The sequence below is a fragment of the Rhodoblastus acidophilus genome (genome assembly GCF_009720655.1).
GTDB lineage: Bacteria > Pseudomonadota > Alphaproteobacteria > Rhizobiales > Beijerinckiaceae > Rhodoblastus > Rhodoblastus acidophilus_A.
The window spans coordinates 24,760-50,374 of the sequence record NZ_WNKS01000013.1 but is presented as its reverse complement, the minus strand read 5'-3'; the positions used below and the strand labels follow the sequence as shown (position 1 = coordinate 50,374).

Below are 25,615 nucleotides of genomic sequence, written 5' to 3'. Positions count from 1 at the left end.
GAGCGTCAATGCGCCTCGTCCCAATTGTCGGCCGCCCGCGCCTCCACCAGCAACGGCACGGACAGGTCCACCGCCGGCAGCGCCGCGCCCTCCATCACTTTTCGAACCACTGTTATGGTCGACTCGACCTCGGCCTCGGGCGCCTCGAACACCAGTTCGTCATGCACCTGCAACAGCATTTGCGCCGACAGGTTTGCAGCCGCGAGCGCGTCGTCCATGCGGATCATCGCCCGCCTGATGATGTCGGCCGCCGCGCCCTGGATTGGCGCGTTGATCGCCGCGCGTTCGTTGAACGCCCGTTCCGAGGCGTTGCTCGCCGTGATACGGGGATAGTGGCATTTGCGCCCGAACAGAGTACTGACAAAGCCCTGGTCTCGGCACAGCTTTTTCGTGCGATCCATATAAGCGCGGATGCCCGGGAAGCGCTCGAAATAGAGTTTTATATAGGCCCCCGCCTCTTCGCGCGAAATGCCGAGCTGGTTGGCGAGGCCGAAGGCGGAAATGCCGTAGACGATGCCGAAATTGATCGCCTTGGCGCGTCGCCGGATTTCGCCCGGCATGCCCTCCACGGGAACCCCGAAAATCTCGGACGCCGTGCGCGCGTGAATGTCCTGCCCCTCCGCAAACGCCTGCTTGAGCTGGGGAATGTCGGCGATATGGGCGAGCAGCCGTAACTCGATCTGCGAATAGTCCGCCGAAATCAGTTTTTGGCCCGGCGCGGCGATGAAGGCGCGGCGGATTTTGCGGCCGGCCTCGTTGCGCACGGGAATGTTTTGCAGGTTGGGTTCGGACGAAGACAGTCTGCCCGTTGAGGTCGCGGCCAAAGCGTAGGAGGTGTGTACGCGCCCTGTCAGGGGATTAACATAGCGCGGCAAATTCTCCGCATAGGTCGAGCGCAGCTTTTGGACTTGCCGCCAGTCCAGCAATTTGCGTGCGAGATCGTTGCCCTGCTCGGCGAGATCGTCGAGCACGCTCGCCGAGGTCGACCAGGCGCCCGTCGGCGTCTTCTTCGCCCCGGGCAGGCCGAATTTTCCGAACAGGATGTCGCCGACCTGTTTCGGTGAGCCAAGATTGAACGCCTCGCCCGCCATTTCATGCGCGTCCGCCTCCAGCCGCGCCATGTCCTGCGCGAATTCGCCCGACAGGCGCGACAGGATGGCGCGGTCGACGCAGATGCCGCGCCGCTCCATCCGCGCGAGCACCACGGGCATGGGCCGCTCCAGCGTCTCATAAACGGTGGTCATGCCCTCCGCCGCGAGGCGGGGCTGCAACACGTCCCAAAGTCGAAGCGTGACGTCGGCGTCCTCGGCCGAATATTCCGTGGCCTTGTCGAGGGCGACGCGCGCAAAACCGATAAAACTTTTGCCCTGCCCCGCGACCTCGCCGAACGGAATGGGCCGATGTTCCAAAAATTTGAGCGCCAGCTCGTCCATGCCGTGACCGTTGAGCCCGGCGTCGAGCGTATAGGAGGCGAGCATCGTGTCCTGGATCGGCGCGACCTCGATGCCGTGCTGGGCCAGGACGAGCCAGTCATATTTGACGTTCTGTGCGATCTTGACCACCGACGGCGCGGTCAGCAGCGGTTTCAGCAGGTCGAGCGTTTCGCGCAGCGGCAGTTGGCCGGGCAAAAAATCGGCGCCGAACAGGTCTTCCGCGCCCGCTCTGTGGCCGAACGGGATGTAGCAGGCGCGGTTGGGGCCGAGCGCCAGCGAAACGCCGACCAGATTGGCTTGCATGGCGTCGAGCGAATCCGTTTCCGTGTCGAAACAGATGAAACCGGCTTCGAAAGTGGCCTTCACCCAGTCCCGCACCTGATCGAGCGAGGATAGGCAAACATATTTTTCGCGCTCGACCGGGGTTTTTGCGGCTTGCGCCCGCGCGGTCGCAAAGGCTTTGGGGCCGGCGACTTGGGCCGGGGCGGCCGGTGGTTCGGGCGCGGGGCGGGCGGAGACCGCGCCGTCGCGCCCGCGCCAGCCGCCGGCGCCGACAAAGGTGGGGTCTGGATCGATGGCGCCCGCGTCCACATCAAAAATTTCGGCGACGCGGCGGGTGATGGTGGTGAACTCCATCGCCTTGAGGAAGGCGACCAGGGTTTTGCCGTCGGGCTGCCGCAAGCGCAGGTCGGACAGCGGCGTTGTCACAGCGACGTCATCGACCAGGGCGACGAGTTTTTTCGACAGAAGCACCTTTTCGACGACGGCCGGATTGGTGAGGGTTTCGCGCCGCTTGTTCTGCTTGATCTCGCCGGCGCGGGTCAGCAGCGTGTCGAGATCACCATATTCGCCGATCAGCTGCGCGGCGGTCTTGACGCCGATCCCCGGCGCGCCCGGCACATTGTCGGTCGAGTCGCCAGCGAGAGCCTGGATGTCCACCACCTTTTCGGGAGGCGCGCCGAAATAGGCGATGACCTCGTCGCGCCCGATGCGCCGCTCCTCGCGCTCGCCGGACGCGGGGTCGTACATGGAGACGCAGGGGCGAATCAGCTGCATCAAGTCCTTGTCGGCGGAGACGATGGTGACATCCGCCCCCGCTTCCGCCGCCTGAAGCGCGTAGGTGGCGATGAGATCGTCGGCCTCGTAAACGTCCTGCTCCACCGGCTCGAGACCAAAGGCCCGGACGGCGGCGCGAAACAGCGGGAATTGCGGCACAAGGTCTTCCGGCGGCTCCGAGCGGTTGGCCTTGTACTCCGGATAAATCTCCTTCCGGAACGAGTTTTCGCTCTTGTCGAAAATGATGGCGAGATGGGTGGGTTTGATGCCGGCCGCGCCGTCGCGGACGAATTGCAGGAGCTTGGCGCAGAACAGCCGCACCGCGCCGGTGGGCAGCCGGTCGGCGCGGTAATTGTATTTCTGGTCCTGGCGAATCGACTGGAAATAGGCGCGAAAGATGAAATTCGACCCGTCGACGAGAAAGACGTGATCGCCGGGGGAGAGTTTATTGGTTTGAGTCATCCGCTTCGTGGACCAGACCGATGGGGTGGACAACTCATACACGAAAGGCAAGCCTCACCCCAGGGGAATCCAAAAGCCGGCGCCAAAGCGAACGGGGCCAACTCTCGCGGCAAACCCGGAGCTGGATAAAAGCCGGGTGCGACATCACGTCATGGAACGGATGACGAAGCCAAGCATTGCCTCGCCGTGGCGGACCTGCGACGATCAAGGATTGATTTTTGGCGCAATGCTCGCCGCGCTGGAAGCTGGGAGAGTGCCTGATGAATGAAATTGCCTTGGAAAAAACGTCTGTGGAGCGCCAGGACTACCCCCCGCTCACCGATCCGCTGTCGGGCGACCGCACCGACATCAACACGCCCTACGGACGGATCGCGATCTACAGCGCCGGTGTTGATGTCCCTGGCGTCCCCTTGCTTCTGATCCACAGCATCAACGCGACCCCGTCCGCTTATGAGGTCAAGCCGCTGTTTGACCATTATGCCGGCAAGCGGCCGGTCTATGCGATCGATCTTCCCGGCTTCGGCCAGTCCGACCGCAGCGATCGCGAGTACACGATCGAGATCATGACGGGCGCGATCCATGCGGCGGTCGATGAAATCCACCGCCGCCACGCCGGCCCGGTCGACGCCCTGGCCTTGTCGCTGTCCTGCGAGTTTCTCGCCCGCGCCTCCCTTGAGCGGCCAGCCAGTTTCCGCACGCTGGCCTTCATAAGCCCGACCGGTTTTGAAGGTGTGGCCCGCGACGACGCCAACGGCGGCACGCGCGGAAAATCCTGGCTGCGCGCGGCTTTCGATTTCCCGTTGTGGAGCGAAGGCTTTTTCGAGCTGCTGACCAGCCGACCCAGCATCAAGTATTTCTTGAAGAAGACTTTCGGGTCGTCGGAGTTCGACCAGGGCATGTGGGATTATGCCTATCTCACCACCCATCAGCCGGGCGCGCGACACGCGCCCTATGATTTCGTCTCCGGCTATCTGTTCAGCAACGATGCGCTGCTTCTGTATCAGGGCCTGACCCATCCGGTTTGGATGGCGCATGGCGTGCGCGGGGATTTTGTCGACTATCGCCATAAAACCTATGTCGAAGGTCGCTCGAATTGGAGTTTCGAGGTGTTTCCTTCGGGCGCTTTCCCGCATTTCGAAATGCTCGACGCCGTCACCCGCTCCTATGACGGCTTTTTGAAGCCGCATGACGAGGCGGCCGCGCCGGCTGCGGAGTGATCGCGACGGCGCTTATGCGCCGACGGCCTGCCGTTCCGGGCGGTCGAGGGCCGTCAAAGCTTCGCTGATGTGCCACAGGCGGCGGTTCGCCTCGGGATCGAGCGCCTGCGCGGGCGCGGGAAGCGTCTTGCGGTCTCCAAAATACTGGCCGCTGGCGTTCGCCAGTTCCGGCGCAGTGGCGACATGCAGCACGCGGCGCGCCGCCTGCTCGGCGGACGGGATCGCCCAGCCCAGCAGGCGGGCGACGAGCTTCCAGAACAGGTTTTGGGCGCCGTCGGTCCCGCCGAGATTCGAGTTGAAGACGCCGGGAAAAACGCAATTGACCGTCACGCCGCTCCCCTGGAGACGGCGCGCCAGTTCGAAGGTGAAATGCAGGTTGCCGAGCTTGGACTGGCCATAAGCCTGCATCATGCTGTAGGGGCGCTTGTCCCAGTTCAGATCGGCGAAATCCATCGCCGTGTTCATGCGCGTGCCGACATTGACGATCCGCGCCGGAGCGCTCGCCACGAGCAGATCGAGCAGCAGGTTGGTGAGGAGGAACGGGCCGAGGTGGTTGACCGCCAGCGCGCGCTCGATCCCTTCGGGGCTGAGCCGTCGCTCGGGAAAAGCCGTGCCGGCGTTGTTCACCAGCAGGTGCAGATGCTCGAATTTTTGGCGGACCGCTTGCGCCAGGCCGCGGATCGCCGACTGGTCCGCCAGATCGGCGATGAAAAGATGCAGATCGCCGTTGCCCGTGGCGGCGCGGATGTCGGCGAGCGCCGCCTCGCCCCGGACGCGGTCACGCGCCACCAGGCCAACGCGCATGCCCTCGGCCGCCAAGGCCTTGGCGACGGCTTTGCCCAGCCCCGAATTCGCTCCGGTGACCAGGGCGGTTTTTTTCTCCTCAACGCGTGTGCTCATTGGATCTTCCCTCCGCGGGACGCAGGGTTGACCGCCATTATGCGGCGCCTCAGCGGTCCGGTGCGAGCGTTGTTTCCAGCGGTGGAATCGATCGCCCCCCACGCAAGGCGGAACGCAAGTGTGGTGGCGGGAACCGTGCGCCCTCTTGCCGCTTTTATGAAGCGAATCTCTTCGTGGGCGACGGGAGGAGCGGCCATGGCGAAGGCAAACAAGGCGCTGGTGCTCGGCGCGACGGGCGGCATCGGCGGTGAGACCGCCGCGGCCCTGTTGCGCCACGGCTGGGAGCTGGTCGCGCTGGCGCGCAACGTCCGTGGCGAGGTTTTGGGCGCCGATTCGCTCGCGGCGGCGACCTGGATCAAGGGCGACGCGATGAACGCGCAGGACGTCCGCCGCGCCGCCGAGGGCGTTTCGGTGATCGTCCACGCCGTGAACCCGCCGCGCTTCCGCGACTGGGGCAAACTGGTCCTGCCGATGCTCGACAACACCCTCGCCGCCGCCCAGGACGTCGGCGCCCGGATCGTGCTGCCGGGAAATATTTTTAATTACGGCCCCGACGCCTTTCCGGTGCTTCGCGAGGACTCGCCGCAGCACCCGCGCACCGCCAAGGGGCGCATCCGCGCCGAGATGGAGCGCCGGATCGAGGAGGCCGCCAGGGGCCGCGCGACCGCGCTGATCGTGCGTTTCGGCGACTTTTTTGGCCCCTTGCCGGGCAACAACTGGTTCAGCCAGTCCATGGTCACGCCGGGAACGCGGCTGCGTTCGATCACCTATCCCGGCGAAGCGCGCGTCGGCCATAGCTGGGCCTATCTTCCCGACGCCGGCGAAACTTTTGCGCGCCTGCTCGACCGCGCTGGCGAATTGCCGCCGTTCGCGCGCTTCCATTTCGCCGGACACTGGGACCCGAACGGTCTCTGGATGGTTCGCGCCATCGCCGAAATGCTGGGACGCCCGGAAATGAAGGTGAACGCGCTGCCCTGGAGGTGGATCGGCGTCGCCGGCCTGTTCCAGCAGACGCCGCGCGAGATTGTCAAGCTGCGCTATCTCTGGCGCACGCCGGTCCGGCTCGACAATTCGAAACTGGTCGCCTTTCTGGGACGGGAGCCGCACACGTCGTTTTCGCAGGCGGTCGGCGAAACCTTGAAGGCGCTGAAGATCACGTGAGCGCGAATCGGCTTATGGTGGGCGCATGGCCGAGTCCGCTCCCCCCACCATCGCCGATCTCAAGCGCATGGGCCTGACGGGCGTGCTGCCCCTGTGCCGCGATTGCAAACATTCCGGCGCCGTGGACTTCGATGCGCTGCACCTGCCCGACGACACGCCGTTTCCGCTTATTCTTCGAGCCCGTCGGTTTCGCTGCGAGCACTGTGGCTCGCGCGATTGTCAGGTGACGCCGGACTGGCGGAATTACCGCGCCTCCGGCATGGGGCGCTGACGCAAGAAATTTGGCGCGCCCGGACGAATCCCCTGCTTGACGTTGGAAGGATCCGCCCAGGGGTCCTGGCGTCGCGCCGCATTGCGAAGCATGAACGCGTTCGCAGACCGCGCGGAAAAAATCGCGCCAATCGAGCGGCGCGACCACATGCGCGTCCTTGCCGCCCGACAGCCGCGGCCAGCTTTTCAGCCGCGCCGCCTCCAGCAGTTCGCGGATCAGGAGCGCGGCGTCGCGCACCGCCGCGAAGTTGACGGTCTCGTCGAGGTCGAGATCGAAGACGTTGAGATCTCACAATGTTCGCGGCGGGAGAAGCGCCTCCGCACGATCAGTTGGCGCCCCGCGACCGGGCGCCAGCTTCTGATATTTGATGCGCTGCTTGCTCTGGCGGTCGACCTGATGAAAGCGCACGGTCGCGTCCCTCTGCCCGGGATGACGCGCATGGGTTCCGCGCGATGCGGGATGTTACGCAGTTGCCGCGACGGAGGTCCAGGGGAACGTTTGCTTTCGCGAGGCGTATAGCGGGGCGAGGTTTCAACATGCTCGACAACCCGATTTCAAATGCTCGACAACCCGATTTCAAAAAATCCAAAACCGCCGTTCCCGCGACAGCGGCAGCGCTTGCCGGGGCTGGCATCGAAAAGGGCGCCGCGCCCGGAGCATGGCGAGCACGGCTTTCACGGTTCGGGGTGGCTGGCGGGTCGGACAGCGCTGATCACCGGCGGTGATTTCGGCATGGGCCGCGCCGCCGCCGACGACACGATGGGCACGTTCATGGCGCCGCTGGCCTGACATGATGTGCGTCAGGAGCGAAGACGGCGGGAGGCGTCGATGGCGCGCTCGCCCGTTTCGCGCAATAGTTTCGCGATCTCGGCCACGCGCTCGGGGTCGTGGCTGAACCTCTGCAACAGATTGGCGGCGCTGACGATCGCCACCGCGAAGTTGCTGAAGTCGTGGGCGAGGTTCGGTTCAGGCTTGGGGCGAGGGGAGGGCGCGGTCTCCCCGGCCTCAGGCGGCTCGACTTTCGAGGTCGCGGGGCTGTCCAGGAGGTCATGACCCTGGTGATCTTGCATAGGTCTATCATGTTGGCGCCGGGGCGCGGCGTCAAGCCGCGCCGCGCTGCGCTCGATGCGTATTTTCCGCCAATGCCGCGCCGAAAGATTGGAAAATGAAGCATTTCATCTGCCAGAACTGCGGATCTACCGTATTTTTCCGGAATTCGAGCTGCGTTTCCTGCGGATCGAAACTGGGCTACTCGCCAGATCACGAAAACATGTTCGCCGTTCATCCCATCGAGCCCGAGGGGGAGCGTCCCGTGTGGCGCGCGGCTGGCGACGCGTCCTCAAACTTCCATTTTTGCGCCAATGCCGCTCATGGCGTCTGCAACTGGCTGGTCCGCGCTGACGACGACCAGCCGATGTGCCGGTCGTGCCGCCACAACCATTTGGCGCCCGATCTGTCGATCCCTGGCAATCTCATGCGCTGGCAGCGGGTCGAGCAGGCCAAGCAGCACCTGTTCTATTCGCTGATCCGCTGGCGCCTGCCGACGCCCACGCAAGCCGAGGGCGTCGCGGAGCCGCTGGTGTTCGACCTCGTCGGCGACGTGCAGACGGAAAACGGGGTCAAGCGCATCTATACCGGCCACGATTCCGGGCTGATCACCATCAACATCGCCGAAGCCGACGACGACGAGCGCGAAAGGCGACGGCTCGGCCTGGGCGAGCCCTATCGCACCTTGCTCGGCCATTTTCGCCACGAGATCGGGCATTATTACTGGGACATCCTGGTGCGCGACGGCAATATGCTCGACGCGTTTCGAAGCCTGTTCGGCGACGAGCGGATCGATTATGGCGCGGCGCTGCAACGCTATCATTCGCAAGGCGCGCCCCCCGAATGGCCGGGCGCTTTCATCAGCGCCTATGCGACCGCGCATCCCTGGGAGGATTTTGCCGAAAGCTTTGCCCACCACATGCATATCGTCGATACGCTGGAGACGGCGCATGCGCTGGGGCTTTCGCTCGATGTGCGCGCGGCGCGCGACGGGTCGCTGAAGACCGATGTCGCCGTCGACGCCTATCACGCCGACACGTTCGACGCGGTGATCGCCGCGTGGGCGCAGGTTTCGGTGGCGCTGAACAGTCTGACGCGCTCGCTCGGCCAGCAGGACGCCTATCCCTTCGTTCTCTCGCGAACCATCGAACAAAAACTCGACTTCATCCACCGTCTCATCCGCGCCCAGCAGGTGGACGCCGCGCCGGCGTCCGCATGAGCGCAACGGAACGGGAAATAAAAAGCTGCGACTCGGGTTCGATCAGGGGCTACGGAACGAGCCGCGGCGTCGGGCTGCTGCTGAGCTTTGTCGTGGTTCCGCCGGCGACCGGAGGCGTATAGGCGGTTTGCCGGGCGGGGCGAAGGTCTGCTAAACAGGCGCCCCGACTTTTTGGAACCCGGCAATGGAAAGCTTGGCGATCGTTCACGGCGAAGCCGCCGACATTTCGAAGATGATGCTCGATCTTGGCCGACGCGCGCGGGCGAGCGCGCGGACGCTGGCGTTGGCGCCGCCGGAGCAGAAGAATGCGGCGCTGATCGCCGCCGCCGAATTCTTGCGCGGGCGAAAGGCTGAACTGATCGAGGCCAACGCCCAGGACATGGCGGCCGCGCGAGCCAAAAATCTCGCGCCCGCGATGCTCGACCGCCTGCTGCTCGACGACAAACGCATTGAATCCATGGCGCAGAGCCTTGTCGACATCGCCGCGCTGCCCGATCCGGTTGGACGCGTGCTTGAGACGTTTGAGCGTCCCAACGGCCTGCGTATCGACCGGGTGGCGACGCCGCTCGGCGTGATCGGCGTGATCTTCGAAAGCCGCCCCAATGTCACCGCCGACGCTGGCGCGCTGTGCCTCAAGGCCGGCAACGCCGCGATTCTGCGCGCGGGCTCGGAGAGCTTTCATTCGTCGCGGTTGATCCACGCCTGCCTTGTCGAGGGTTTGAAAGCCGCCGGCCTGCCGGAGGATTGCATCGTGCTCGTCCCCACCCGCGACCGCGCGGCGGTGGGGGAGATGCTCGCGGGCCTTGGCGGCAACGTCGACGTCATCGTGCCGCGCGGCGGCAAGAGCCTTGTGGAGCGGGTGCAAACGGAAGCGCGGGTGCCGGTGTTCGCGCATCTGGAAGGCATCGTGCATCTCTATGTCGACGCAGAGGCCGATCTGGCCAAGGCTGAAAAGATTCTGCTCAATTCAAAACTGCGCCGCACCGGCATTTGCGGCGCGACCGAAACCCTTCTCGTCGATCGCGCCGGGGCGGATCGCCTGCTCGCGCCGCTGGTGAAGATGCTGCTGGACGCCGGCTGCGAGGTGCGCGGCGACGTGGCGACGCAGGCGATCGATGCGCGGGTCAAACCGGCGAGCGAACAGGACTGGTCCACCGAATATCTCGACGCCATTATTTCGGCAAAACTGGTGGACGGGGTTCAGGGCGCCATCGACCATATCGAGACCCATGGTTCGCACCACACCGATGGCATCGTCACGGAAAACCGCGCCAAGGCGGAAAAATTCCAGCGGGAGGTCGATTCCGCCATCGTCATCCACAATGCCTCGACCCAGTTCGCCGACGGCGGCGAATTCGGGTTCGGCGCGGAGATCGGCATCGCCACGGGCCGAATGCATGCGCGCGGCCCGGTGGGCGTGGCGCAGCTCACGTCCTTCAAATATGTGGTTCGCGGCGACGGGCAGACCAGGGCGTGATCAAACTGCCGCCGCATGCGCCGGGCATGAGGATCGGGCTGTTCGGCGGATCCTTCAATCCGCCGCATGAGGGCCACCGTCTGGTCGTGCTGACCGCGCTGCGGCGCGCGCGTTTGGACGCGCTTTGGGTGATGGTGACGCCGGGCAATCCGCTCAAGGACGCGGCGCAACTGCCGCCCCTGGCGGAGCGCTTCGCCAAGGCCGAGGCCTTCTTTCGCCATCCCCGTGTAAAGGTGACCGATTTCGAGACGCTTCTTCGCGTCCGTTATTCTTGGCAGACCGTGGATTTCCTTGCGCGTCGGGCGCCCGGCGTGAAATTCGTGTGGGTGATGGGCGCGGACAACCTTGCGAGCTTCCATCGCTGGCGGCGCTGGCGCGACATCGCCAAAATAATGCCGATCCTTGTGGTGGATCGGCCCGGTTCGACCCATCGCGCCGCCTTCGGCGTTGTGTCCCGGTGGTTCGGTCGCCAGCGGCTGCCCGAGGCGCAAGCTGCGCGTTTGTGTGACCGACGGCCGCCCGCCCTCGTGCTGCTGCACGGGCCGCGCTCGCCGCTGTCCTCCACGCATTTGCGGGCGCGGCGACACTTTCCTTGATTTTTCGGCGCGCGTCTGCCTTTTGTACGCCTCATCCTAGCTTCGAGGGCCTGATCCTGATCCGCAAGACGAAATCCGAACCGCAATCGGCCGAGCCCAAGGCGCTCGAACCCGTCGATCCCAACGCTTTGCCGGACGTCGCGCGCGCCGCGCTGACGGCGCTCGAGGATTTGAAGGCCGAAGATGTCGCCGTCATCGATCTCGCGGGGAAAACCTCGATCGCCGACTGGATGGTGATCGCCTCGGGACGCTCCACCACGCAAGTGGGCGCCATGGCCGACAAGGTGGTCCGCGCCCTGAAGGACATCGGCGCGCCGACGCCCTCCGTAGAGGGGCTTCCCGCCTGCGACTGGGTGTTGATCGACGCCGGGGACGTGATCGTCCACCTGTTCCGGCCGGAAGTGCGCGCCTTTTACAATCTCGAGAAGATGTGGGGCGTCGACCGGCCGAGCGAGGCGCGTTAAAGCCTTGAAGCTGCTCCTCGTTGGCGTTGGACGGCTCAAGAGCGGGCCTGAGCGCGAATTGGTCGCGCGCTATGCGGAACGGTGCGCGGCCGGGGGGCGCAAGATCGGCCTGACCGCGTTCGACCTGCGCGAAATCGAGGAATCCCGCGCCCGGCGCCCCGAGGACCGCAAGGCCGAGGAGGCCGCCGGGTTACGGGAGTTTCTGCCTTCGGGCGCAAAAATCATCTGCCTCGACGAACGTGGAAAGACCATGGACAGCGAAGCCTTCGCCGCAAGGATCGGCGCATGGCGCGACGCCTCGGCGCCGGCCTGCGGGGTGGTGATCGGCGGTCCCGATGGTCTCGATCCGGCGTTTCGCGACCGCGCCGACCTGGTCCTGGCGTTCGGCGCCATGACCTGGCCGCACCAATTGGTGAGGGCTCTGGCGGCGGAGCAGCTGTTTCGCGCCATGACGATTCTGGCGGGCCATCCCTATCATCGCGTGTGACGCGCACGGCCAAGCGTAATTCGTCGAAATTCTCCAAGGGAAAGCAGTGTGGATGGCGTCTGCGCCTGTGTATTTCGTTCAATTGACCTGTGAATAACTTCGCCAGAAGCCGCCGCGATGCGCCGATCACAAAAAGTTGTATGCGTCGTCCCTGGGAATCGTGCGAAAAAGCTGCGCCGGGCGCATCGGGCCGAAAAGAAGACCAAGAGCCGCATGATTCACTCAGGACTGATCGAAGCCGACCTTTTTGAGCTCGCCCCGTGCGGTCTCGCGATCGTCGCGCCTAATGGACAAATCATGCGGGCGAACCAGCTGCTCCGCGAGTGGATCGGTTTTCGCGGCGGCGCGCCCGAGGGACAAAATCTCGCCTCCATGCTCGTCGGCGAGGGCGCCGCGTTTTTCGCCTCTCTGGTCGACAGCCTGCGGCAGGACGAACCGGCGGAGGAGGTGTTCGCGCTCCTCCAGCGCGGCAATGGCGCGATTCTCCCTGTCTATCTGAACGCGGTCTTGCGGCGGGGCGCGTCAGGCGCCGGGCGTGGCGGGGAGATGGTGCATATCAGTTTCATCAGCGCGTGGCGGCGCACCGAATATGAAGCGGAGCTGCGCCGGGGCAAGCGGGCTGCGGAGCAATTGGCGTCGATCGTTTCCCATTCGTCCGACGCGATCGTCAGCGTCGACAAAGGCGGGCGCATCCTCAACGCAAACTTCGCCTTTTCCGATATTTTCCAGTTCGACCGCGCCGAGGTTCTTGGCGCCAGGCTCTCCGAACTGATCGTTCCGGATCAATACCGGGAGCAATTCGAAAAGAAATTGCGACGCGCGGCGCAGCGTCCGATCAAGGGCGAAATTGTCCGGCGCCGGCGCAAGGACGGAATTTTTCTCGATTTTTCGCTGTCGCTCGCTCCGATCCGGGACGAGTCCACAGGCGAGACGGTGGCCATTTCCGCCATCTACCGCGATGTCACGGCATTGACCCGCGCCGCCGAGCACATCGAATTCCTGCTGCGGGAGGTCAATCACCGCTCCAAAAACATGCTCGCCGTGGTGCAGGCCGTGGCGCGGCAGACGGCGCGCTTCGCCGACAGCCCGGAAGCCTTCACCGACGGCTTCATGGCGCGCCTCGCCGCCATCGGCGCCAGTCACGACATGCTGGTCTCGCGAGACTGGCGTGGCGTTCAGGTCGAGGAGCTCACGCGCATCCAGTGCTGCGAGCTGATCGAATCCGAGGAATCGCGGATTGTCGTCTCGGGCGACCTGATCGAGATCAACCCGCGCGCGGCGGAAACTTACGGGCTGGCGCTGCACGAACTGGCCACCAACGCGGTCAAATACGGCGCCTTGTCCACGACGGACGGCTGGGTCGAGCTGACATTCGCACTCGACCCGGACTCGCAAACCTATCGCTTCAGCTGGCGGGAGCAGGGCGGCCCTCCGGTCGATCCGCCGGAGCGCAATGGTTTCGGCGCCTGCGTTCTCACGCGCACCGCCCCGCAGTCCATCAATGGAGAGAGTTGCCTTGAGTTCCCGCAGGAGGGACTCACCTACACTCTGTCGGCGCCGCTCTCGCAGGTGGCGATGGGCGGCATGGAGTAGCGACGGTCGAAATCCGACGCGTTCAGCGCGGCGATCGGTCCCGATTCAAAGGCGGGGACGCGCACCGCTCGCCCGGGCTCATGCATTCGCCTCTTCGCCGCCGGCGCCAAGCGCGGGCAGAGCTGGGGATTCGCCAGTTCCTGATGGACGGCGACGATCATGAACAGGCTCGCAAGAACGAGGGGGAGGAAGATGGCCGTGGTGGTCATGGCGTCATTTCCTTGTTTTCAATATGAGAACATATAAGGAACAAGTGAGGCTTTGTCAAGGGAAAAGCCCCGCTTTGCAGCGCCGCCCCATTGCTGACGCTGCGCCCGCCTTTAATCTGGGCGCGGCGAATCGGGCGGGAGCGGCAATGGCGAAGACAACAGGGCTGACGCAGGCGGGATGGTTCGCTGCATTTGCGTTCGCCTCGCTTTCCGCCGTGGCGCAGACGCCGCCGGCGCCGGACGCGCCCGCCGCCGGCGCCGACACGAGGGCCGCAGATCCCCGAGCCGCGGACATCGATCGGCAGAAGGCGCAATTCCAAGGCGTGCAGGAGACGCTCGCGCATACGGAGGCGCAGCGGAAGAAGATCGAGGCGGAAATCGAGTCCATTCAGAACGATCGCGCCAAGCTGACCGCGGCCTCCATCGACGCGCGCGGCAAGATCGAGGAGGCGGAGGCGCAACTGGCGGCCAGCGCCGCGCGGCTCGAGACGCTTGCGGGTTCGGAGAACGCCATTCGCAAATCGCTGGACGGGCGGCGGGACGTTCTCGCCTCCGTGCTCGCGGTGTTGCAGCGCATGGGGCGCAAGCCGCCGCCGGCGCTGCTCACCCAGCCGGAGGACGTTCTGCGGGCGATCCGCGCCTCGATGATGCTGGGCGCCGTGCTGCCGCAATTGCGCGCCGAAACCGAGGCGCTCGCCAGCGATCTTCAGGACCTCGTCTCGCTGCGCGCCGCCATCGCGCAGGAAAGCGCCCGGCAGGCCGCCGAGGCGCAGGCGCGGCGCGACGAGCGCGCCCGTCTCGACGCCCTGATCGCGGCGCGGCAGCAGGCCATCGGCCAGGCGCTGGAAGCCCTCGCCGCCGAGCGCAAGCGGGCGCAAGCCCTGGCCGGGCAGGCGGCGAACCTCAAGGAGCTGATCGCGCGCATGGAGGGCGAACTCGCGGGGGCCCGCGCCGCCGCGGAGAAGGCGCGCCTGGCCGAGGAAGCGCGCGCGCGGCAGGGCGAAAAGGCGGCCGAGGAGGCGCGGCAAAAGTTCGCGGACGCGAAAAAACGCGATCCCGCGCGCCTCACGCCGGCGATCGCCTTCGCGCAGGCCAGAGGCCTGCTGTCGCCGCCCGCAAATGGAACGGTCATAAAGGCTTACGGCGCCGCGAGCGAATTCGGCGGCGCGGAAAAAGGACTTTCGCTGGCCACCCGGCCGCAAGCCATTGTTTCGTCTCCTTGCGATGGCTATATCGCGTTCAGCGGCCCGTGGCGCTCCTACGGTCAACTCTTGATCGTCAATGCGGGCGGCGGCTACTATGTGGTAATGGCGGGCATGGCGCGAGTCGACGTGTCGGTCGGACAATTCGTTCTGGCGGGCGAACCGGTCGGGTCAATGGGCGATGGCGCGGCGCAAACCGCCGCGGCGGTCGCCATTGCCGCGACGCAGCCAGTGCTTTATGTCGAGTTTCGCAAGGATGGGACGGCCATCGATCCGGGGCCATGGTGGACCAAGCCGGATAACATGAGGGTTCGCGGATAATGCGCAAGACATCTCTGGTTCTGCTGGGCGCGATCATCGGCGCATCCGCCGTCACGATCGGCGCGCGCGTTCCCTTCTCGCCACCCTGGTTGCCGGCCGGCGCTCAAGCCGCGCCGTCCGACACCTATCGCGCGCTGAACCTATTCGGCGACGTGTTCGAAAAAGTCCGTACGGACTATGTCGAGAAGCCCGACGACAAGAAGATGGTCGAGGCGGCGGTCAGCGGCATGCTCACCTCGCTCGATCCGCATTCGTCCTACATGGACGCCAAGAGTTTCATGGACATGCAGGTGCAGACCTCCGGCAAGTTCGGCGGTCTCGGCATCGAGGTCATGCAGGAGGACGGCCTCGTGAAGGTGGTCGCGCCGATCGACGACACGCCGGCCGCGCGCGCCGGCATCCTCTCGGGCGATTTCATCACCGCCATCGACGGCGAGCCCGTGCAGGGCATGACGCTCAACCAGGCCGTGGACAAGATGCGCGGCGCGGTGGACACTTCGGTCAAGCTGACGCTCGCGCGCGGCGCGGCGAAGGAGAAGATCGACGTCACGCTCACCCGCGCCCTCATCCAGATCAAGTCGGTGCGCTCGCGCGTCGAGGGGCCCGATGTCGGCTACATCCGCCTCACCCAGTTCACCGAACAGACGTATGACGGCCTCAAGGAGGCGATGAAGAAGCTTCAGGCCGACATCGGCGCCGACAAGTTCAAGGGCTATATCCTCGACCTGCGCAACAATCCCGGCGGCCTGCTCGACCAGTCGGTGGCCGTGGTCAACGCCTTCATCGACCACGGCGAGATCGTCTCGACGCGCGGCCGCAACGCCGACGAGACCCAGCGCTACAACGCCCGCCCGATCGATCTCTCCAAGGGCAAGCCGGTCGTGGTGCTGATCAACGGCGGCTCGGCTTCGGCGTCCGAGATCGTCGCCGGCGCGTTGCAGGACCACAAGCGCGCCACGCTGATCGGCACGCGTTCGTTCGGCAAGGGCTCGGTGCAGACCATCATTCCGCTCGGCCAGAACAACGGCGCGCTGCGGTTGACCACCGCGCGCTACTACACGCCGTCGGGCCGCTCGATCCAGGCCAAGGGCATAGAGCCCGACATCACCGTGCTCGAGGACGTGCCGGACGAACTGAAGGGCAAGGACCGCACCGAGGGCGAGGCCTCGCTCAAGGGCCACCTCAAGAACGGCGACCAGGAGGAGCACGGCTCGCAGGCCTATGTGCCGCCGGATGTCTCCAAGGACAAGGCGCTGCATGCGGCGCTCGACCTGCTGCGCGGCGTGAAGACGGCCGAGGCGATCAAGGCGGAGAGCGCCAAGGCGGTCGCGGACGCCGCCTCCAAGCCGGCGCCCAAGGACCCGGCCAAGCCCGTGACCGGCCGTCCCGCGGAAGCGCCTCCTGCCGCGCCGCCGGTCGGTCCGCAGGGCGAACCGGTCTTGAAACAGGGCCCCACGCCCGCCCCGGAAAAATAATTTCCACGGCCCGTCGCTCGCGGCGGGCCGAATTTTAAGACCGGACATGTTGGACGACCTCGACCGCCCGCTTGGGTTAGAGCGACAGGAGCCGCCAAAAGTTCAGGGCGGTCGCAAGCCGCTGTGGACGGCCGGCGCAATTGTCGCGCTCGTCCTGGCCGCTGGCGGCGTCTGGCTCGGCGGACGGGACGGTCCCGGGGGCGAACCGGAGGCGCGCGCGCCGATCCAGCCGCTCCCGCCGGCCCCCGCGGCCCCGCCCGCGCCGCAAATTCAGGTTCAGCAACCTTCGCCGGAGTCCGCGCCGTCGGGCGCCCGCGTGGACATCGAAAATGGCGTGCGCGTGGTGCGCGGCGGCGGCGCGGCCGGCCCCGCCATTATCCATGTGCCCGAAAGCGCCGCCGCACCGCTCCTTCCGGCCCCCGATCCGCGCCTTGTCGAGAAAGGCCGTTTTGGCATGCTGCCCAAGCGCGGCAAGGACGGCGCGACGCCCGCGCAGGTCTATGCCCGGCCGCAGGCCGCCGTGAAACCCGGCGTCCCCCGGATTGCGCTGATCGTCGGCGGCATGGGGCTGAACGATCTCGCCACCCAATCGGCGATTTCGCGCTTGCCCGCGGCGGTGACGCTGGCTTTCGCGCCCTATGGGACGCGGGTCGAGCATCTCGCCAGTTCCGCCCGTGACGCCGGCCATGAAATCCTGTTGCAGGCGCCGATGGAGCCGTTCGACAGCGCGGAATCTCCGGGTCCGCACGTGATCCCGGCCGGCGACGCGCCCAAGGCCGAAGACGAATTGCGCTGGCAGATGGGACGGTTTCCCGGCTATTTCGGCGTGATCAATTATCTCGGCGGCAAGCTCACCTCCGATCGGGACTCGGTTTCGCCGCTGATGGTCGAGATCGGGAAACGGGGGCTGGCCTATATTGACGACGCTTCCGCGCCAGGCAGCCTCGCCGGGGAGACGGCGGCGCGGGAGGGCGTGAATTTTTTGAAGGTCGATGTTCGCATTGACGAAGTCCGTCGTCCCGAGGCCATTGACGCCGCCTTGGTCAAGCTCGAAACTCTCGCCAAGCAAAAGGGCGTCGCCGTTGGATTCGCCTCGGGACTGCCCTCGACCAGCGAACGCATCGCCAGCTACCTCGCCGACATCAAGCGCGCTGGCGTCGTGCTGGTCCCGGTCTCCTCGGCGTTCGACGCCGGCGACAAGAGGTGAGAATGGACGCGCTGACATACCGGCCCTGCGTCGGCATCATGTTGCTCAACGCGGAGGGGCTGGTGTTCGTCGGACGGCGCAAATCGAAGCGCGGTCCGGATTTTCACCCGATGCCGCACGAGTGGCAGATGCCGCAGGGCGGTATCGACGAGGGCGAGGCGCCCTTTGACGCCGCCTTGCGCGAGCTGCGCGAGGAGACCAGCGTGCGCAGCGCGCACTTGCTGGGCGAGGCGCCGAACTGGCTGACCTATGACTTGCCGACCGAAATCGGCAAAAAATCCTGGCGTGGGCGGTTTCGCGGCCAGACGCAAAAATGGTTTGCGCTGCGGTTCACCGGGGATGACGCCGAGATCAACATCGACGCGCCCGACAACGGCCGCCACAAGGCGGAGTTCGACGCCTGGCGCTGGGAGCGCATGGACCGTTTGCCCGAACTGATCGTGCCGTTCAAGCGGGACGTGTATGTGCAGGTTTGCGCCCATTTCGCGCATTTGGCGGGATAGGGCCGCGCTGTGGTCGGGCGGATGCCGGCGTTGGTGGGGAGCGTCTCGACCGGGCTTGTCCCGGTCAGCCGCGCGGAGATGTAGCGCAAGACGCCAGACCTATCGTCTCGCGGCTTGGCGTGGATGCCCGGCACAAGGCCGGGCATGACGTCCGTGGGTATCCAGGTCCAGCTTCACGCCGCCGGCGGTTCGCGCTCTCCTATTGGTTTCTTGTAGGTCAGCACCGGTTTGCGCGCCGCGCCGGTCTCGTCGAGGCGGGTGCGCGGCGCGTAATAGGGCGCGCCGGTGAAACGCTCGACATCGCCGCCTTTCACGCTGAAGGCGAGGTCGCGCAGGGTGGCGACGAACATCTCCAGGAAGGCGGCGGATTCCGATTCGGTGGGCTCGATCAGCATGGCGCCATGCACGACCAGCGGGAAATAGACCGTCATCGGGTGAATGCCCTCGTCGATCATCGCCTTGGCGAAATCGAGCACGGTCACCCCGCTGTCCTTCATCCAATGGTCGTCGAACAGGACTTCGTGCATGCACAGTTTTTCCGCGAAGGGTGAGGACATCACATCCTTGAGGCAGACGCGCAGGTAATTCGCCGAGAGCACGGCGTTTTCCGAGGCCATGGCGAGGCCGTCGCCGCCATGGGAGAGAATATAGGTCAGCGCGCGGACGAACATGCCCATCTGGCCGTGGAAAGCCGCCATCCGACCAAAGCTTTGCGAGCCCTCCTTCTCCTCGACCAGGACAAGTTTTTCGCCGTCGCGGCGCAGGAAGGGCACGGGCGCGAACGGGGCCAGACGGCTCGATAGGACCACGGGTCCGGCGCCGGGGCCGCCGCCTCCGTGCGGGGTGGAAAAGGTTTTGTGCAGGTTGATGTGCATGGCGTCGACGCCGAGGTCGCCCGGCCGCACTTTTCCGACGATGGCGTTGAAATTGGCGCCGTCGCAGTAAAAATACGCGCCGGCCTCATGTACCAGCCGCGCGATTTCGACAATGTTGCGTTCGAACAGGCCGCAGGTGTTGGGATTGGTGAGCATGATCGCGGCGACGTCGGGGCCGAGCGCGGCGGCGACGGCCTCGGGATGCACCAGACCGTCCGCGCCCGCCGGGATCGGCCGCACCGAAAAGCCGAGCGCGGCGGCGGTGGCGGGATTGGTGCCATGGGCCGACTCGGGCGCCAGCACCACTTTTCGTGTGGCCGCCTCGCCCCGCGCCGCGATGGCGGCCTTGATCGCCATCATGCCGCACATTTCGCCATGCGCGCCCGCCTTGGGCGACAGCGCCACCGCTTCCGTGCCGGTGAGGGTGATGAGCCAATGCGACAGCGCCTCCATCAATTGCAGCGCGCCCTGCACGGTGGAGAACGGCTGCAACGGGTGGATATCCGAAAAGCCGGGAAGCCGCGCCATTTTCTCGTTGAGGCGCGGGTTGTGCTTCATCGTGCAGGAGCCGAGCGGATAGAGGCCGGCATCGATGGCGTAATTCTGCTTCGACAGCCGCACGTAATGGCGCAGGCACTCCGGTTCGGACAGTCCGGGAAGGCCGAGCGGCGACTGGCGCTCCAGGCCGCCGAGACGGGGCTTGAAATTTTGCGGCGGGTCGATGTCGACGCCGGTAAAATCCTCGCGGCCATGTTCAAAGATCAGGCCGGTCTCGTGGGCGAGGCCGTGGTGGCCGGAAAAGGTGCGCGGCAGTTTCTTGTCCTGGAAACGCGGCTGCTCATTCATCGCGCGGCCTCCTCACGCAGGGCCGCTACGAGCGTCGCGCGGTCGTCGTCCGTGTTGATCTCGCTGCTGGCGATCAGCAGCAGGTTTTCCAAGCCCGCGCCGGGCGAGAGCCGCGAGACCGGCACGCCCGCCAGAATTTTTTGGCCCGCCGCCCGTTCGACAAATTCCGCCGCCGAACCGGGCAGCTCGATGCAGAATTCGTTAAAAAAGCTGCCGTTGAGCAATTTTATGCCCGGGATCGTCTCGATCGCCTCGGCCAGCGCCACGGCATTGGCGTGATTGACCAGGGCCAGTTCGCGCAACCCCTTTTCGCCGAGCAGCGACAGGTGGATCGAGAACGCCAGCGCGCACAGGCCTGAGTTGGTGCAGATGTTGGAGGTCGCCTTTTCGCGGCGGATGTGCTGCTCGCGGGTCGAGAGCGTCAGAACAAAACCGCGTCGGCCAAGACTGTCAAACGTCTGGCCGCACAGGCGACCGGGCATCTGCCGCACGTATTTTTCGCGCGTGGCGAACAGGCCGAGATAGGGGCCGCCGAAATTCAGGCCGTTGCCGATCGACTGGCCCTCGGCGACGACAATGTCCGCGCCCTGGGCGCCGGGACTTTCGATCAGGCCGAGAGCCAAAACTTCGGTGACGACGGCGACCAACAAAACCCCTTTCGCCCTGCACGCCTCCGCCAGCGGCCTCAGGTCGCGCAAATGGCCGAACACGTCGGGCGACTGCACCACGACGCAAGACAGGCTGTCGTCGATTTGGCGAATAAGGTCTTCTCGCGCCAGCGGATCGGGCGGCAGAATGCAAATCTCATCGTCGGCCATGTCCGACAGCGTGCGCGCCGTCTCCGCGTAATGCGGATGCAATCCGCCGGACAACAGAGCCTTTCGGCGACGCGTGACGCGGTGGGCCATGAGCACGGCTTCCGCTGTCGCCGTGGAGCCGTCGTACATGGAGGCGTTGGCGACATCCATGCCGGTGAGGCGCGCCACCTGGGTCTGGAACTCGAACAGGACTTGAAGGGTGCCCTGCGAAATTTCAGGCTGGTAGGGCGTGTAGGACGTCAAAAATTCCGAGCGCTGGATCAGGTGGTCGACGCTCGCGGGCACATGGTGCTTGTAGGCGCCGGCGCCCAAAAAGAAGGGCGCGCCGGCGGCAAGATTTTTCGCGGCAAGCGCCCCCATCGCGCGCTCGACCTCCAGCTCGGTTTTCCGGCCCGGCAGGTTCAGCGGGTCTTTCAGCAGCTTGTCGGCCGCGTCGGCAAAAAGGTCGTCGATGTGGGCGAGGCCCATGCGCGCAAGCATGTCCTCGCGCTCAGTCGGGCTGAGCGGCAAATAGCGCATGAAGATCCTTACTTGAGATAGGGAGCGAGCAGGGCGTCGAGTTCGTCGGGCGGTATGTCGCCAGCGTGCTTGGCGCCATTGATGAAGAAAGTGGGCGTGGCGGTGATGTTGAATTTGGTTTGCGCGGACGTGCGCTCGGCATCGATCTTCTTGAACAGGGCGTCGTCGTTGAGGCAGGCTTCGAACGCGCTCTGGCCCATGCCGGTCTGCTTGAGGGTTGAAGTCAGGGCTTCGAGCGGGTTCTTGCCGAAAGCCCAACTGCTCTGTGTCTGGAACAGCAATTCGACTACGGCCTCGCGCTTGTCGCCGGAGCAGCGCGCCAGCATGGCGGCGGCGGCGGCGAGCGGGTCGAGCGGGAATTCGCGCAGCGTGTAACGCACCTTGCCCTTGTCGATGTAGTCGGTCTTGAGCTTGGGCAGCGTCCGAATGGTGAAATGCGCGCAGTGGGAGCAGGTCAGCGAGGCATATTCGACGATTGTGACGGGCGCCTTGGGGTCGCCGAGCCAAAGATCGGGCAGGGCCTGCGGCGCCATCAACTGGTCCATCGGGACTTTCATCGGTCCTTCGTCCTGCGCCGCGAAAGCGGGGGCGACGGTGAGCGCGGCGGCGAAAGCCGCCGCGTTGAAGGCGAGAAGCGCGCGGCGGTTCAGGCCGAGGCGAAAAGACGGCATGGGCAAGTCCTGCGAGAAAAGGCGTCAAGCCTATATAGACGGGGCTTGAGCGCCGCGAAAGGCCCAAGGCGGGCCGGACAGGGGCTAGAGCATTTTCACGCGAAGTGGATGCCGGTTCGCGTGAAGAAAATGCGTCCAAGCAAGAATCTAGAGCTTCTTTATGTTTCCATGAAACGTGAAAAAGCTCTAGTCGCGGCTTCGCCCACAAGAAAAAGCGGCGCCTTCACTACGTCATTGCGAGAAAAGCAAAGCAATTCAGGGCCGTCGAACTGTAGAGCGCCGGGTCGCCGCCACGGCAACGCGCAATCGTCGCTTCGTGGGCGCGCTGGATTGCTTCGCTTCGCGCGCAATGACGGCGGATAGATTATGGAAACCTTCGCTAGGCTGAGCGTCGCCTTATGCAACGCCGGCGCGCAGGAGGTCGTGGATGTGCAGAACGCCCACCGGCTTGCCGGCGTCGAGGATGAACAGGACGGTGATTTTTCGCCGGTTCATCAATTCCAGCGCGGCGGAGGCCAGGGAGCCGATCTTGGCCGTGCGCGGCCCGCGCGTCATGATTTCCGCCGGGCGCTTGTTCTGCATGTCCGGACCCCAGTGGCGGCGAAGATCGCCGTCGGTGATGATGCCGGTCAGGGCGCCCGAGGCGTCGATCAGGCCGACGCAACCAAAACGCTTTCCGGTCATGGCGAGAATCACCTCGCTCATGGCGGCGGTTTCCGGCAACAGCGGCATGTCGTCGCCGCAGTGCATGAGGTCGTCCACCTTGTGCAGCCGCGCGCCGAGTTTTCCCCCCGGATGAAAGACGCGGAAATCGCGGGCGGTAAAGCCGCGATCCTCGATCAGGGCCACGGCCAGCGCGTCGCCGAGAACCAACTGGATGGTGGTGGAGGTGGTCGGCGCGAGGCCGTTCGGACAGGCCTCCTCGACCTGCGGCAGCAGCAGCAGCACATCCGCCGCGCGGCCGAGGGCGCTGTCGCGCTTGGAGGTTCCGGCGATCAGCGGGACGGCGAATCGCTTGGAATATTCGATGAGGTCTGCGAGCTCCGCCGTCTCGCCCGACCAGGAAAACGCCAGCAGAACGTCGTCCTGGGTGACCATGCCGAGGTCGCCGTGACTGGCCTCCGCCGCATGGAGGAAGAAGGCGGGCGTGCCGGTTGAGGCCAGGGTCGCCGCCACTTTCCGCCCGATATGGCCGGATTTGCCCATGCCGGACACGACGACGCGCCCGCGCGCGTTGCGGATGAGGTCGATGGCTTGTTCGAGCGCCTTGCCCAGGTCGCCATCGAGCGCGGCGCGCAATTGCGCCATGCCCTTGGTTTCGATCTCGACGCTTTTTCGCGCGGCTTCCAGTGCGACCCGCATCATGCCATCCTCTTGTTGCGGCGTTCCCTAAACCATCGGTTCCAGCTCGGCAAATCCGGCATGACTCACGACGAATACAACGCCTATTGCGCTGCTCTGCCCGCCGCGACCCATGTTGTGCAATGGGGCGGCGCGGATGTGTGGAAGGTCGGGGGCAAGGTGTTTTGCATTGGCGGCGGCGATGCAGCGGCGCCGGCCTATTCGTTCAAGGTCAGCGACATCGGTTTCGCCGTCCTGCCGGAACGCGCGTGCTATCGTCCCGCGCCCTATCTCGCCTCGCGCGGCCTGAAATGGATTCAGGCCGACGGGTTTGTTGTGGACGGGACCGAGTTGCGTGAGTTGATCGCCTGTTCGCACCGGCTGGTCGTCGCCGGGCTGACGCGGCGGGCGAGACGGGAGTTGGGGCTGGAGTGAAGGGCGACGCCCCGTCAGTTCGGCTTGAACGTCTTCTCGACGACCTTGTCCAACTCCTTTTGGTGCTTTTCTTCTTGCGCCTTGATTTCGTTGAAATGGTTGGCGAGCGTGGTCTCGCCGCGGGCGGCGGCTTCAGTGGCGAGGCGCGTGTATAGCTTGATGTCGTCGTCGCCCTCGCCGTCGATCGCCGCTTTCAAATTCTCGCTGTCGTCCCGCACCAGTCCATACAGAGCGGACCAGCGCAAGAAATGACCGTATTCAATATTTGCGTTTTTCGCCAGGAGATCGGCCAATTCGGTCTTTCCCGCCCTGCGGGCGTGTTCTGAGAACAGCTTGTACTTGGCCGAGGCGAAGGCTTCGTTGTGCATCGCCTCGCGCAGCGCTTCGCGCGCCTGCGGGCTGAGTTGTTCGGCGTTGGCCGAGCCGCAAGCCAGCGCCGACGCGGCCGCCAGTCCGGCAAGAACGATCAATGTCTTGAGTTGGCGCATAAATCCCTCCCTGCATCGGCCGCTGGGGCGATCTTGCTCCTTGCGGCGGCCGACGCCGCGCCAGTCTGGCCTGTGTGCGCGAGCTTGACCATGACCCATGTCATGCGGGCAGCCGCAAGCCGCTCCGCCTTTTTCCTTGACCCCCGGCGCGTTTGTCTTACTGCAAGGCTTGGAAGAGGGAGGCCCGCCAATGGCGTCGGAATGGATCAAGCTGACCGATCGTGACAATGGCGAGCCTGTTTTCGTCAACATGGAAAAGGCGCTGACGGTGCAGCGCGGCAACAAATGCTCGTGGATCTGGTTTCCCACCGGCGTCGACGAGGAATCCACGCTCGAAGTGGTCGAGACGCCCGAGCAGATTTTTGAACTGCTGAAGGAGAGCCGGCGCGGCTAAGCTTTGACCCGGGGCTCCCGGTCTTGCGGAAAGCATGCGCCCATTCCGCCGAGCCTTGATCCGAGCGCGGCGCTGATTCGCTCCCCCGGGCCGGGGCGGCGCATGAACCCGATATTGCAATGGCCGGGCGTCACGCGCGTCAATGGCGTCCGCGCGCGCTCGGTTGGGCGGCGGGCTGCATCGCGAAACCAAAGATCGTCGCAGGGAAATTGTCGCGCTGCGCCACGCGCGGCGCTCGCTGCGGCGGAGCGGCCGCCGGGGCGCGGCTGACGGGCGCCGCCCGCTCCGGTTCGACGGTGTGGGCATAGGTCGCGTCCGACGGCGAGCCGACGATCTGGATGGTCGCGCCTTCCCGTCGCACCAGCGCATAGAGGGTCGCGGCGTCGGCCGGGGAGATGCGCACGCAGCCGTGAGACGCGGGCCGCCCGAGATTGGCGAGGTCGTAAGTCCCGTGGATGGCGAAGCCGCCGTGGAAGAAGATCGAGTGCGGCATCGGCGAATTGTGATATTTTTTTGAGTAATGCATGGTTTGCAGGCTCTGCACGCCATACGTGCCCCGCGGGGTCACGTAGCCGCCGCGGGCCGAGGAAATGGGCCAGGAATAGGAGGCGTTCGAGGCATTGACCCTCATCGTCTGGGTCGAGAGGTCGATTGTGATCTGCACTCTCGCCTCGCACGCGGCCGGAGCGGCGATCAGCGCCATGAACAAGGCGACGCTCCCGAACGCGTGACGCATGGATGGCTCCAATCGTTGAAAGAATAGGAAAAGCAGACGTCCGCGACCTTAGCCGTGAGACCCTTAACCAGTAATTTCGTTCCCGCGCCGGGTGGTGTTTTTCGCGCGGTCCGTTGCGAGGCGGCGATATTTCTCCGTCTTGCGCGCCGCTCCGGTTTGCGGTATACGCTCCCTCAGTCAAAATCTTCGTCA

25 protein-coding genes and 2 pseudogenes are annotated in these 25,615 nt (G+C 65.3%); 16 read left to right on the top strand and 11 right to left on the bottom strand.

Annotation, left to right across the window (positions count from 1 at the left end):
* Window positions 1–5: 5 nt before the first annotated feature.
* Entirely contained in the window at window positions 6–2,951 is a 2,946-nt protein-coding gene (gene polA, locus GJ654_RS13875; RefSeq protein WP_155446769.1) for a DNA polymerase I, read from the bottom strand.
* A gap of 260 nt (window positions 2,952–3,211) precedes the next feature.
* Here polA and GJ654_RS13870 point away from each other — a divergent pair, with 260 nt between their 5' ends.
* On the top strand, window positions 3,212–4,168 hold the full coding sequence (locus GJ654_RS13870; protein WP_155446768.1) for an alpha/beta fold hydrolase: 957 nt from the start codon (window positions 3,212–3,214) through the stop codon (window positions 4,166–4,168).
* Window positions 4,169–4,180: 12 nt separating this feature from the next.
* Here GJ654_RS13870 and GJ654_RS13865 read toward each other — a convergent pair whose 3' ends face one another.
* A complete protein-coding gene (locus GJ654_RS13865) occupies window positions 4,181–5,068 on the bottom strand; it encodes an SDR family NAD(P)-dependent oxidoreductase (RefSeq protein WP_155446767.1) in 888 nt (295 codons plus the stop codon).
* 195 nt (window positions 5,069–5,263) lie between these two features.
* Between GJ654_RS13865 and GJ654_RS13860 the strand changes: the two genes are divergently transcribed.
* Window positions 5,264–6,229: an NAD(P)H-binding protein gene (locus tag GJ654_RS13860; RefSeq protein ID WP_155446766.1), complete on the top strand. Its 966-nt coding sequence runs from the start codon at window positions 5,264–5,266 to the stop codon at window positions 6,227–6,229.
* 25 nt (window positions 6,230–6,254) lie between these two features.
* On the top strand, window positions 6,255–6,500 hold the full coding sequence (locus GJ654_RS13855; protein WP_155446765.1) for a hypothetical protein: 246 nt from the start codon (window positions 6,255–6,257) through the stop codon (window positions 6,498–6,500).
* A gap of 144 nt (window positions 6,501–6,644) precedes the next feature.
* Here the strand turns inward: GJ654_RS13855 and GJ654_RS21595 are convergent.
* A pseudogene (locus GJ654_RS21595) lies at window positions 6,645–6,737 on the bottom strand (hypothetical protein); the annotation flags it as partial.
* A 321-nt stretch (window positions 6,738–7,058) separates the two neighbouring features.
* Here GJ654_RS21595 and GJ654_RS13845 point away from each other — a divergent pair.
* A pseudogene (locus tag GJ654_RS13845) lies at window positions 7,059–7,250 on the top strand (SDR family oxidoreductase); the annotation flags it as partial.
* Window positions 7,251–7,300: 50 nt separating this feature from the next.
* On the opposite strand, the gene GJ654_RS13840 reads toward GJ654_RS13845, so the two are convergent.
* Entirely contained in the window at window positions 7,301–7,570 is a 270-nt protein-coding gene (locus tag GJ654_RS13840; RefSeq protein WP_155446763.1) for a hypothetical protein, read from the bottom strand.
* A gap of 95 nt (window positions 7,571–7,665) precedes the next feature.
* On the opposite strand from GJ654_RS13840, the gene GJ654_RS13835 reads away from it, so the two are divergent.
* The 6 genes from GJ654_RS13835 to GJ654_RS13810 all read left to right on the top strand — a co-directional run bounded on the left by GJ654_RS13835 (window position 7,666) and on the right by GJ654_RS13810 (window position 13,383).
* The gene (locus tag GJ654_RS13835; protein WP_155446762.1) at window positions 7,666–8,766 is read left to right on the top strand and encodes a zinc-binding metallopeptidase family protein; all 1,101 of its coding nucleotides are present in this window, start codon (window positions 7,666–7,668) and stop codon (window positions 8,764–8,766) included.
* A 184-nt stretch (window positions 8,767–8,950) separates the two neighbouring features.
* A complete protein-coding gene (locus tag GJ654_RS13830) occupies window positions 8,951–10,243 on the top strand; it encodes a glutamate-5-semialdehyde dehydrogenase (RefSeq protein WP_155446761.1) in 1,293 nt (430 codons plus the stop codon).
* On the top strand, window positions 10,240–10,839 hold the full coding sequence (locus tag GJ654_RS13825) for a nicotinate-nucleotide adenylyltransferase (RefSeq protein ID WP_264586254.1): 600 nt from the start codon (window positions 10,240–10,242) through the stop codon (window positions 10,837–10,839). Before GJ654_RS13830 ends, GJ654_RS13825 begins: the two co-directional genes overlap by 4 nt.
* A 128-nt stretch (window positions 10,840–10,967) precedes the next feature.
* Window positions 10,968–11,303, top strand: coding sequence for a ribosome silencing factor (gene rsfS / locus GJ654_RS13820; RefSeq protein WP_246664753.1), 336 nt, complete (start codon window positions 10,968–10,970; stop codon window positions 11,301–11,303).
* A gap of 4 nt (window positions 11,304–11,307) precedes the next feature.
* Window positions 11,308–11,790 (top strand): 23S rRNA (pseudouridine(1915)-N(3))-methyltransferase RlmH, encoded by a 483-nt coding sequence (rlmH, locus tag GJ654_RS13815; RefSeq protein WP_155446760.1) that lies wholly within the window; start codon window positions 11,308–11,310, stop codon window positions 11,788–11,790.
* A gap of 117 nt (window positions 11,791–11,907) precedes the next feature.
* The gene (locus GJ654_RS13810; protein WP_155446759.1) at window positions 11,908–13,383 is read left to right on the top strand and encodes a PAS domain S-box protein; all 1,476 of its coding nucleotides are present in this window, start codon (window positions 11,908–11,910) and stop codon (window positions 13,381–13,383) included.
* On the opposite strand, the gene GJ654_RS13805 is transcribed toward GJ654_RS13810, so the two are convergent.
* Entirely contained in the window at window positions 13,332–13,592 is a 261-nt protein-coding gene (locus tag GJ654_RS13805) for a hypothetical protein (protein ID WP_155446758.1), read from the bottom strand. The genes GJ654_RS13810 and GJ654_RS13805 overlap by 52 nt on opposite strands.
* A gap of 146 nt (window positions 13,593–13,738) precedes the next feature.
* Here GJ654_RS13805 and GJ654_RS13800 point away from each other — a divergent pair, with 146 nt between their 5' ends.
* From GJ654_RS13800 to GJ654_RS13785, 4 genes are read left to right on the top strand one after another with little or no spacing between them, the layout of a single operon-like run.
* Window positions 13,739–15,115 carry a murein hydrolase activator EnvC family protein gene (locus GJ654_RS13800; RefSeq protein WP_155446757.1) on the top strand — a complete coding sequence of 459 codons (1,377 nt, stop codon included), beginning with the start codon at window positions 13,739–13,741 and terminating at the stop codon, window positions 15,113–15,115.
* Window positions 15,112–16,590, top strand: coding sequence for a S41 family peptidase (locus tag GJ654_RS13795; protein ID WP_264586259.1), 1,479 nt, complete (start codon window positions 15,112–15,114; stop codon window positions 16,588–16,590). The genes GJ654_RS13800 and GJ654_RS13795 overlap by 4 nt, the downstream gene beginning before the upstream one ends.
* Before the next feature lie 46 nt (window positions 16,591–16,636).
* Entirely contained in the window at window positions 16,637–17,797 is a 1,161-nt protein-coding gene (locus GJ654_RS13790; RefSeq protein ID WP_155446755.1) for a divergent polysaccharide deacetylase family protein, read from the top strand.
* 2 nt (window positions 17,798–17,799) lie between these two features.
* The gene (locus tag GJ654_RS13785) at window positions 17,800–18,300 is read left to right on the top strand and encodes an RNA pyrophosphohydrolase (RefSeq protein ID WP_155446754.1); all 501 of its coding nucleotides are present in this window, start codon (window positions 17,800–17,802) and stop codon (window positions 18,298–18,300) included.
* A gap of 173 nt (window positions 18,301–18,473) precedes the next feature.
* Here GJ654_RS13785 and gcvPB read toward each other — a convergent pair whose 3' ends face one another.
* From gcvPB to GJ654_RS13765, 4 genes are all read right to left on the bottom strand, one after another.
* On the bottom strand, window positions 18,474–20,021 hold the full coding sequence (gcvPB, locus tag GJ654_RS13780) for an aminomethyl-transferring glycine dehydrogenase subunit GcvPB (RefSeq protein ID WP_155446753.1): 1,548 nt from the start codon (window positions 20,019–20,021) through the stop codon (window positions 18,474–18,476).
* Window positions 20,018–21,358 carry an aminomethyl-transferring glycine dehydrogenase subunit GcvPA gene (gene gcvPA / locus GJ654_RS13775; RefSeq protein ID WP_155446752.1) on the bottom strand — a complete coding sequence of 447 codons (1,341 nt, stop codon included), beginning with the start codon at window positions 21,356–21,358 and terminating at the stop codon, window positions 20,018–20,020. The genes gcvPB and gcvPA overlap by 4 nt, the downstream gene beginning before the upstream one ends.
* An 8-nt stretch (window positions 21,359–21,366) precedes the next feature.
* A complete protein-coding gene (locus GJ654_RS13770) occupies window positions 21,367–22,029 on the bottom strand; it encodes a DsbA family protein (protein ID WP_155446751.1) in 663 nt (220 codons plus the stop codon).
* Window positions 22,030–22,425: 396 nt separating this feature from the next.
* Window positions 22,426–23,394 carry a KpsF/GutQ family sugar-phosphate isomerase gene (locus GJ654_RS13765; RefSeq protein ID WP_155446750.1) on the bottom strand — a complete coding sequence of 323 codons (969 nt, stop codon included), beginning with the start codon at window positions 23,392–23,394 and terminating at the stop codon, window positions 22,426–22,428.
* A 57-nt stretch (window positions 23,395–23,451) separates the two neighbouring features.
* On the opposite strand from GJ654_RS13765, the gene GJ654_RS13760 reads away from it, so the two are divergent.
* Window positions 23,452–23,805, top strand: coding sequence for an MmcQ/YjbR family DNA-binding protein (locus GJ654_RS13760; RefSeq protein WP_155446749.1), 354 nt, complete (start codon window positions 23,452–23,454; stop codon window positions 23,803–23,805).
* Window positions 23,806–23,819: 14 nt separating this feature from the next.
* On the opposite strand, the gene GJ654_RS13755 is transcribed toward GJ654_RS13760, so the two are convergent.
* Window positions 23,820–24,293 carry a ferritin family protein gene (locus tag GJ654_RS13755; protein ID WP_196305560.1) on the bottom strand — a complete coding sequence of 158 codons (474 nt, stop codon included), beginning with the start codon at window positions 24,291–24,293 and terminating at the stop codon, window positions 23,820–23,822.
* A 190-nt stretch (window positions 24,294–24,483) separates the two neighbouring features.
* Between GJ654_RS13755 and GJ654_RS13750 the strand changes: the two genes are divergently transcribed.
* On the top strand, window positions 24,484–24,687 hold the full coding sequence (locus GJ654_RS13750; protein ID WP_196305559.1) for a hypothetical protein: 204 nt from the start codon (window positions 24,484–24,486) through the stop codon (window positions 24,685–24,687).
* A 139-nt stretch (window positions 24,688–24,826) separates the two neighbouring features.
* Here the strand turns inward: GJ654_RS13750 and GJ654_RS13745 are convergent, their stop codons facing one another.
* On the bottom strand, window positions 24,827–25,423 hold the full coding sequence (locus GJ654_RS13745; protein WP_246664751.1) for a L,D-transpeptidase: 597 nt from the start codon (window positions 25,421–25,423) through the stop codon (window positions 24,827–24,829).
* Between the last annotated feature and the right edge of the window lie 192 nt (window positions 25,424–25,615).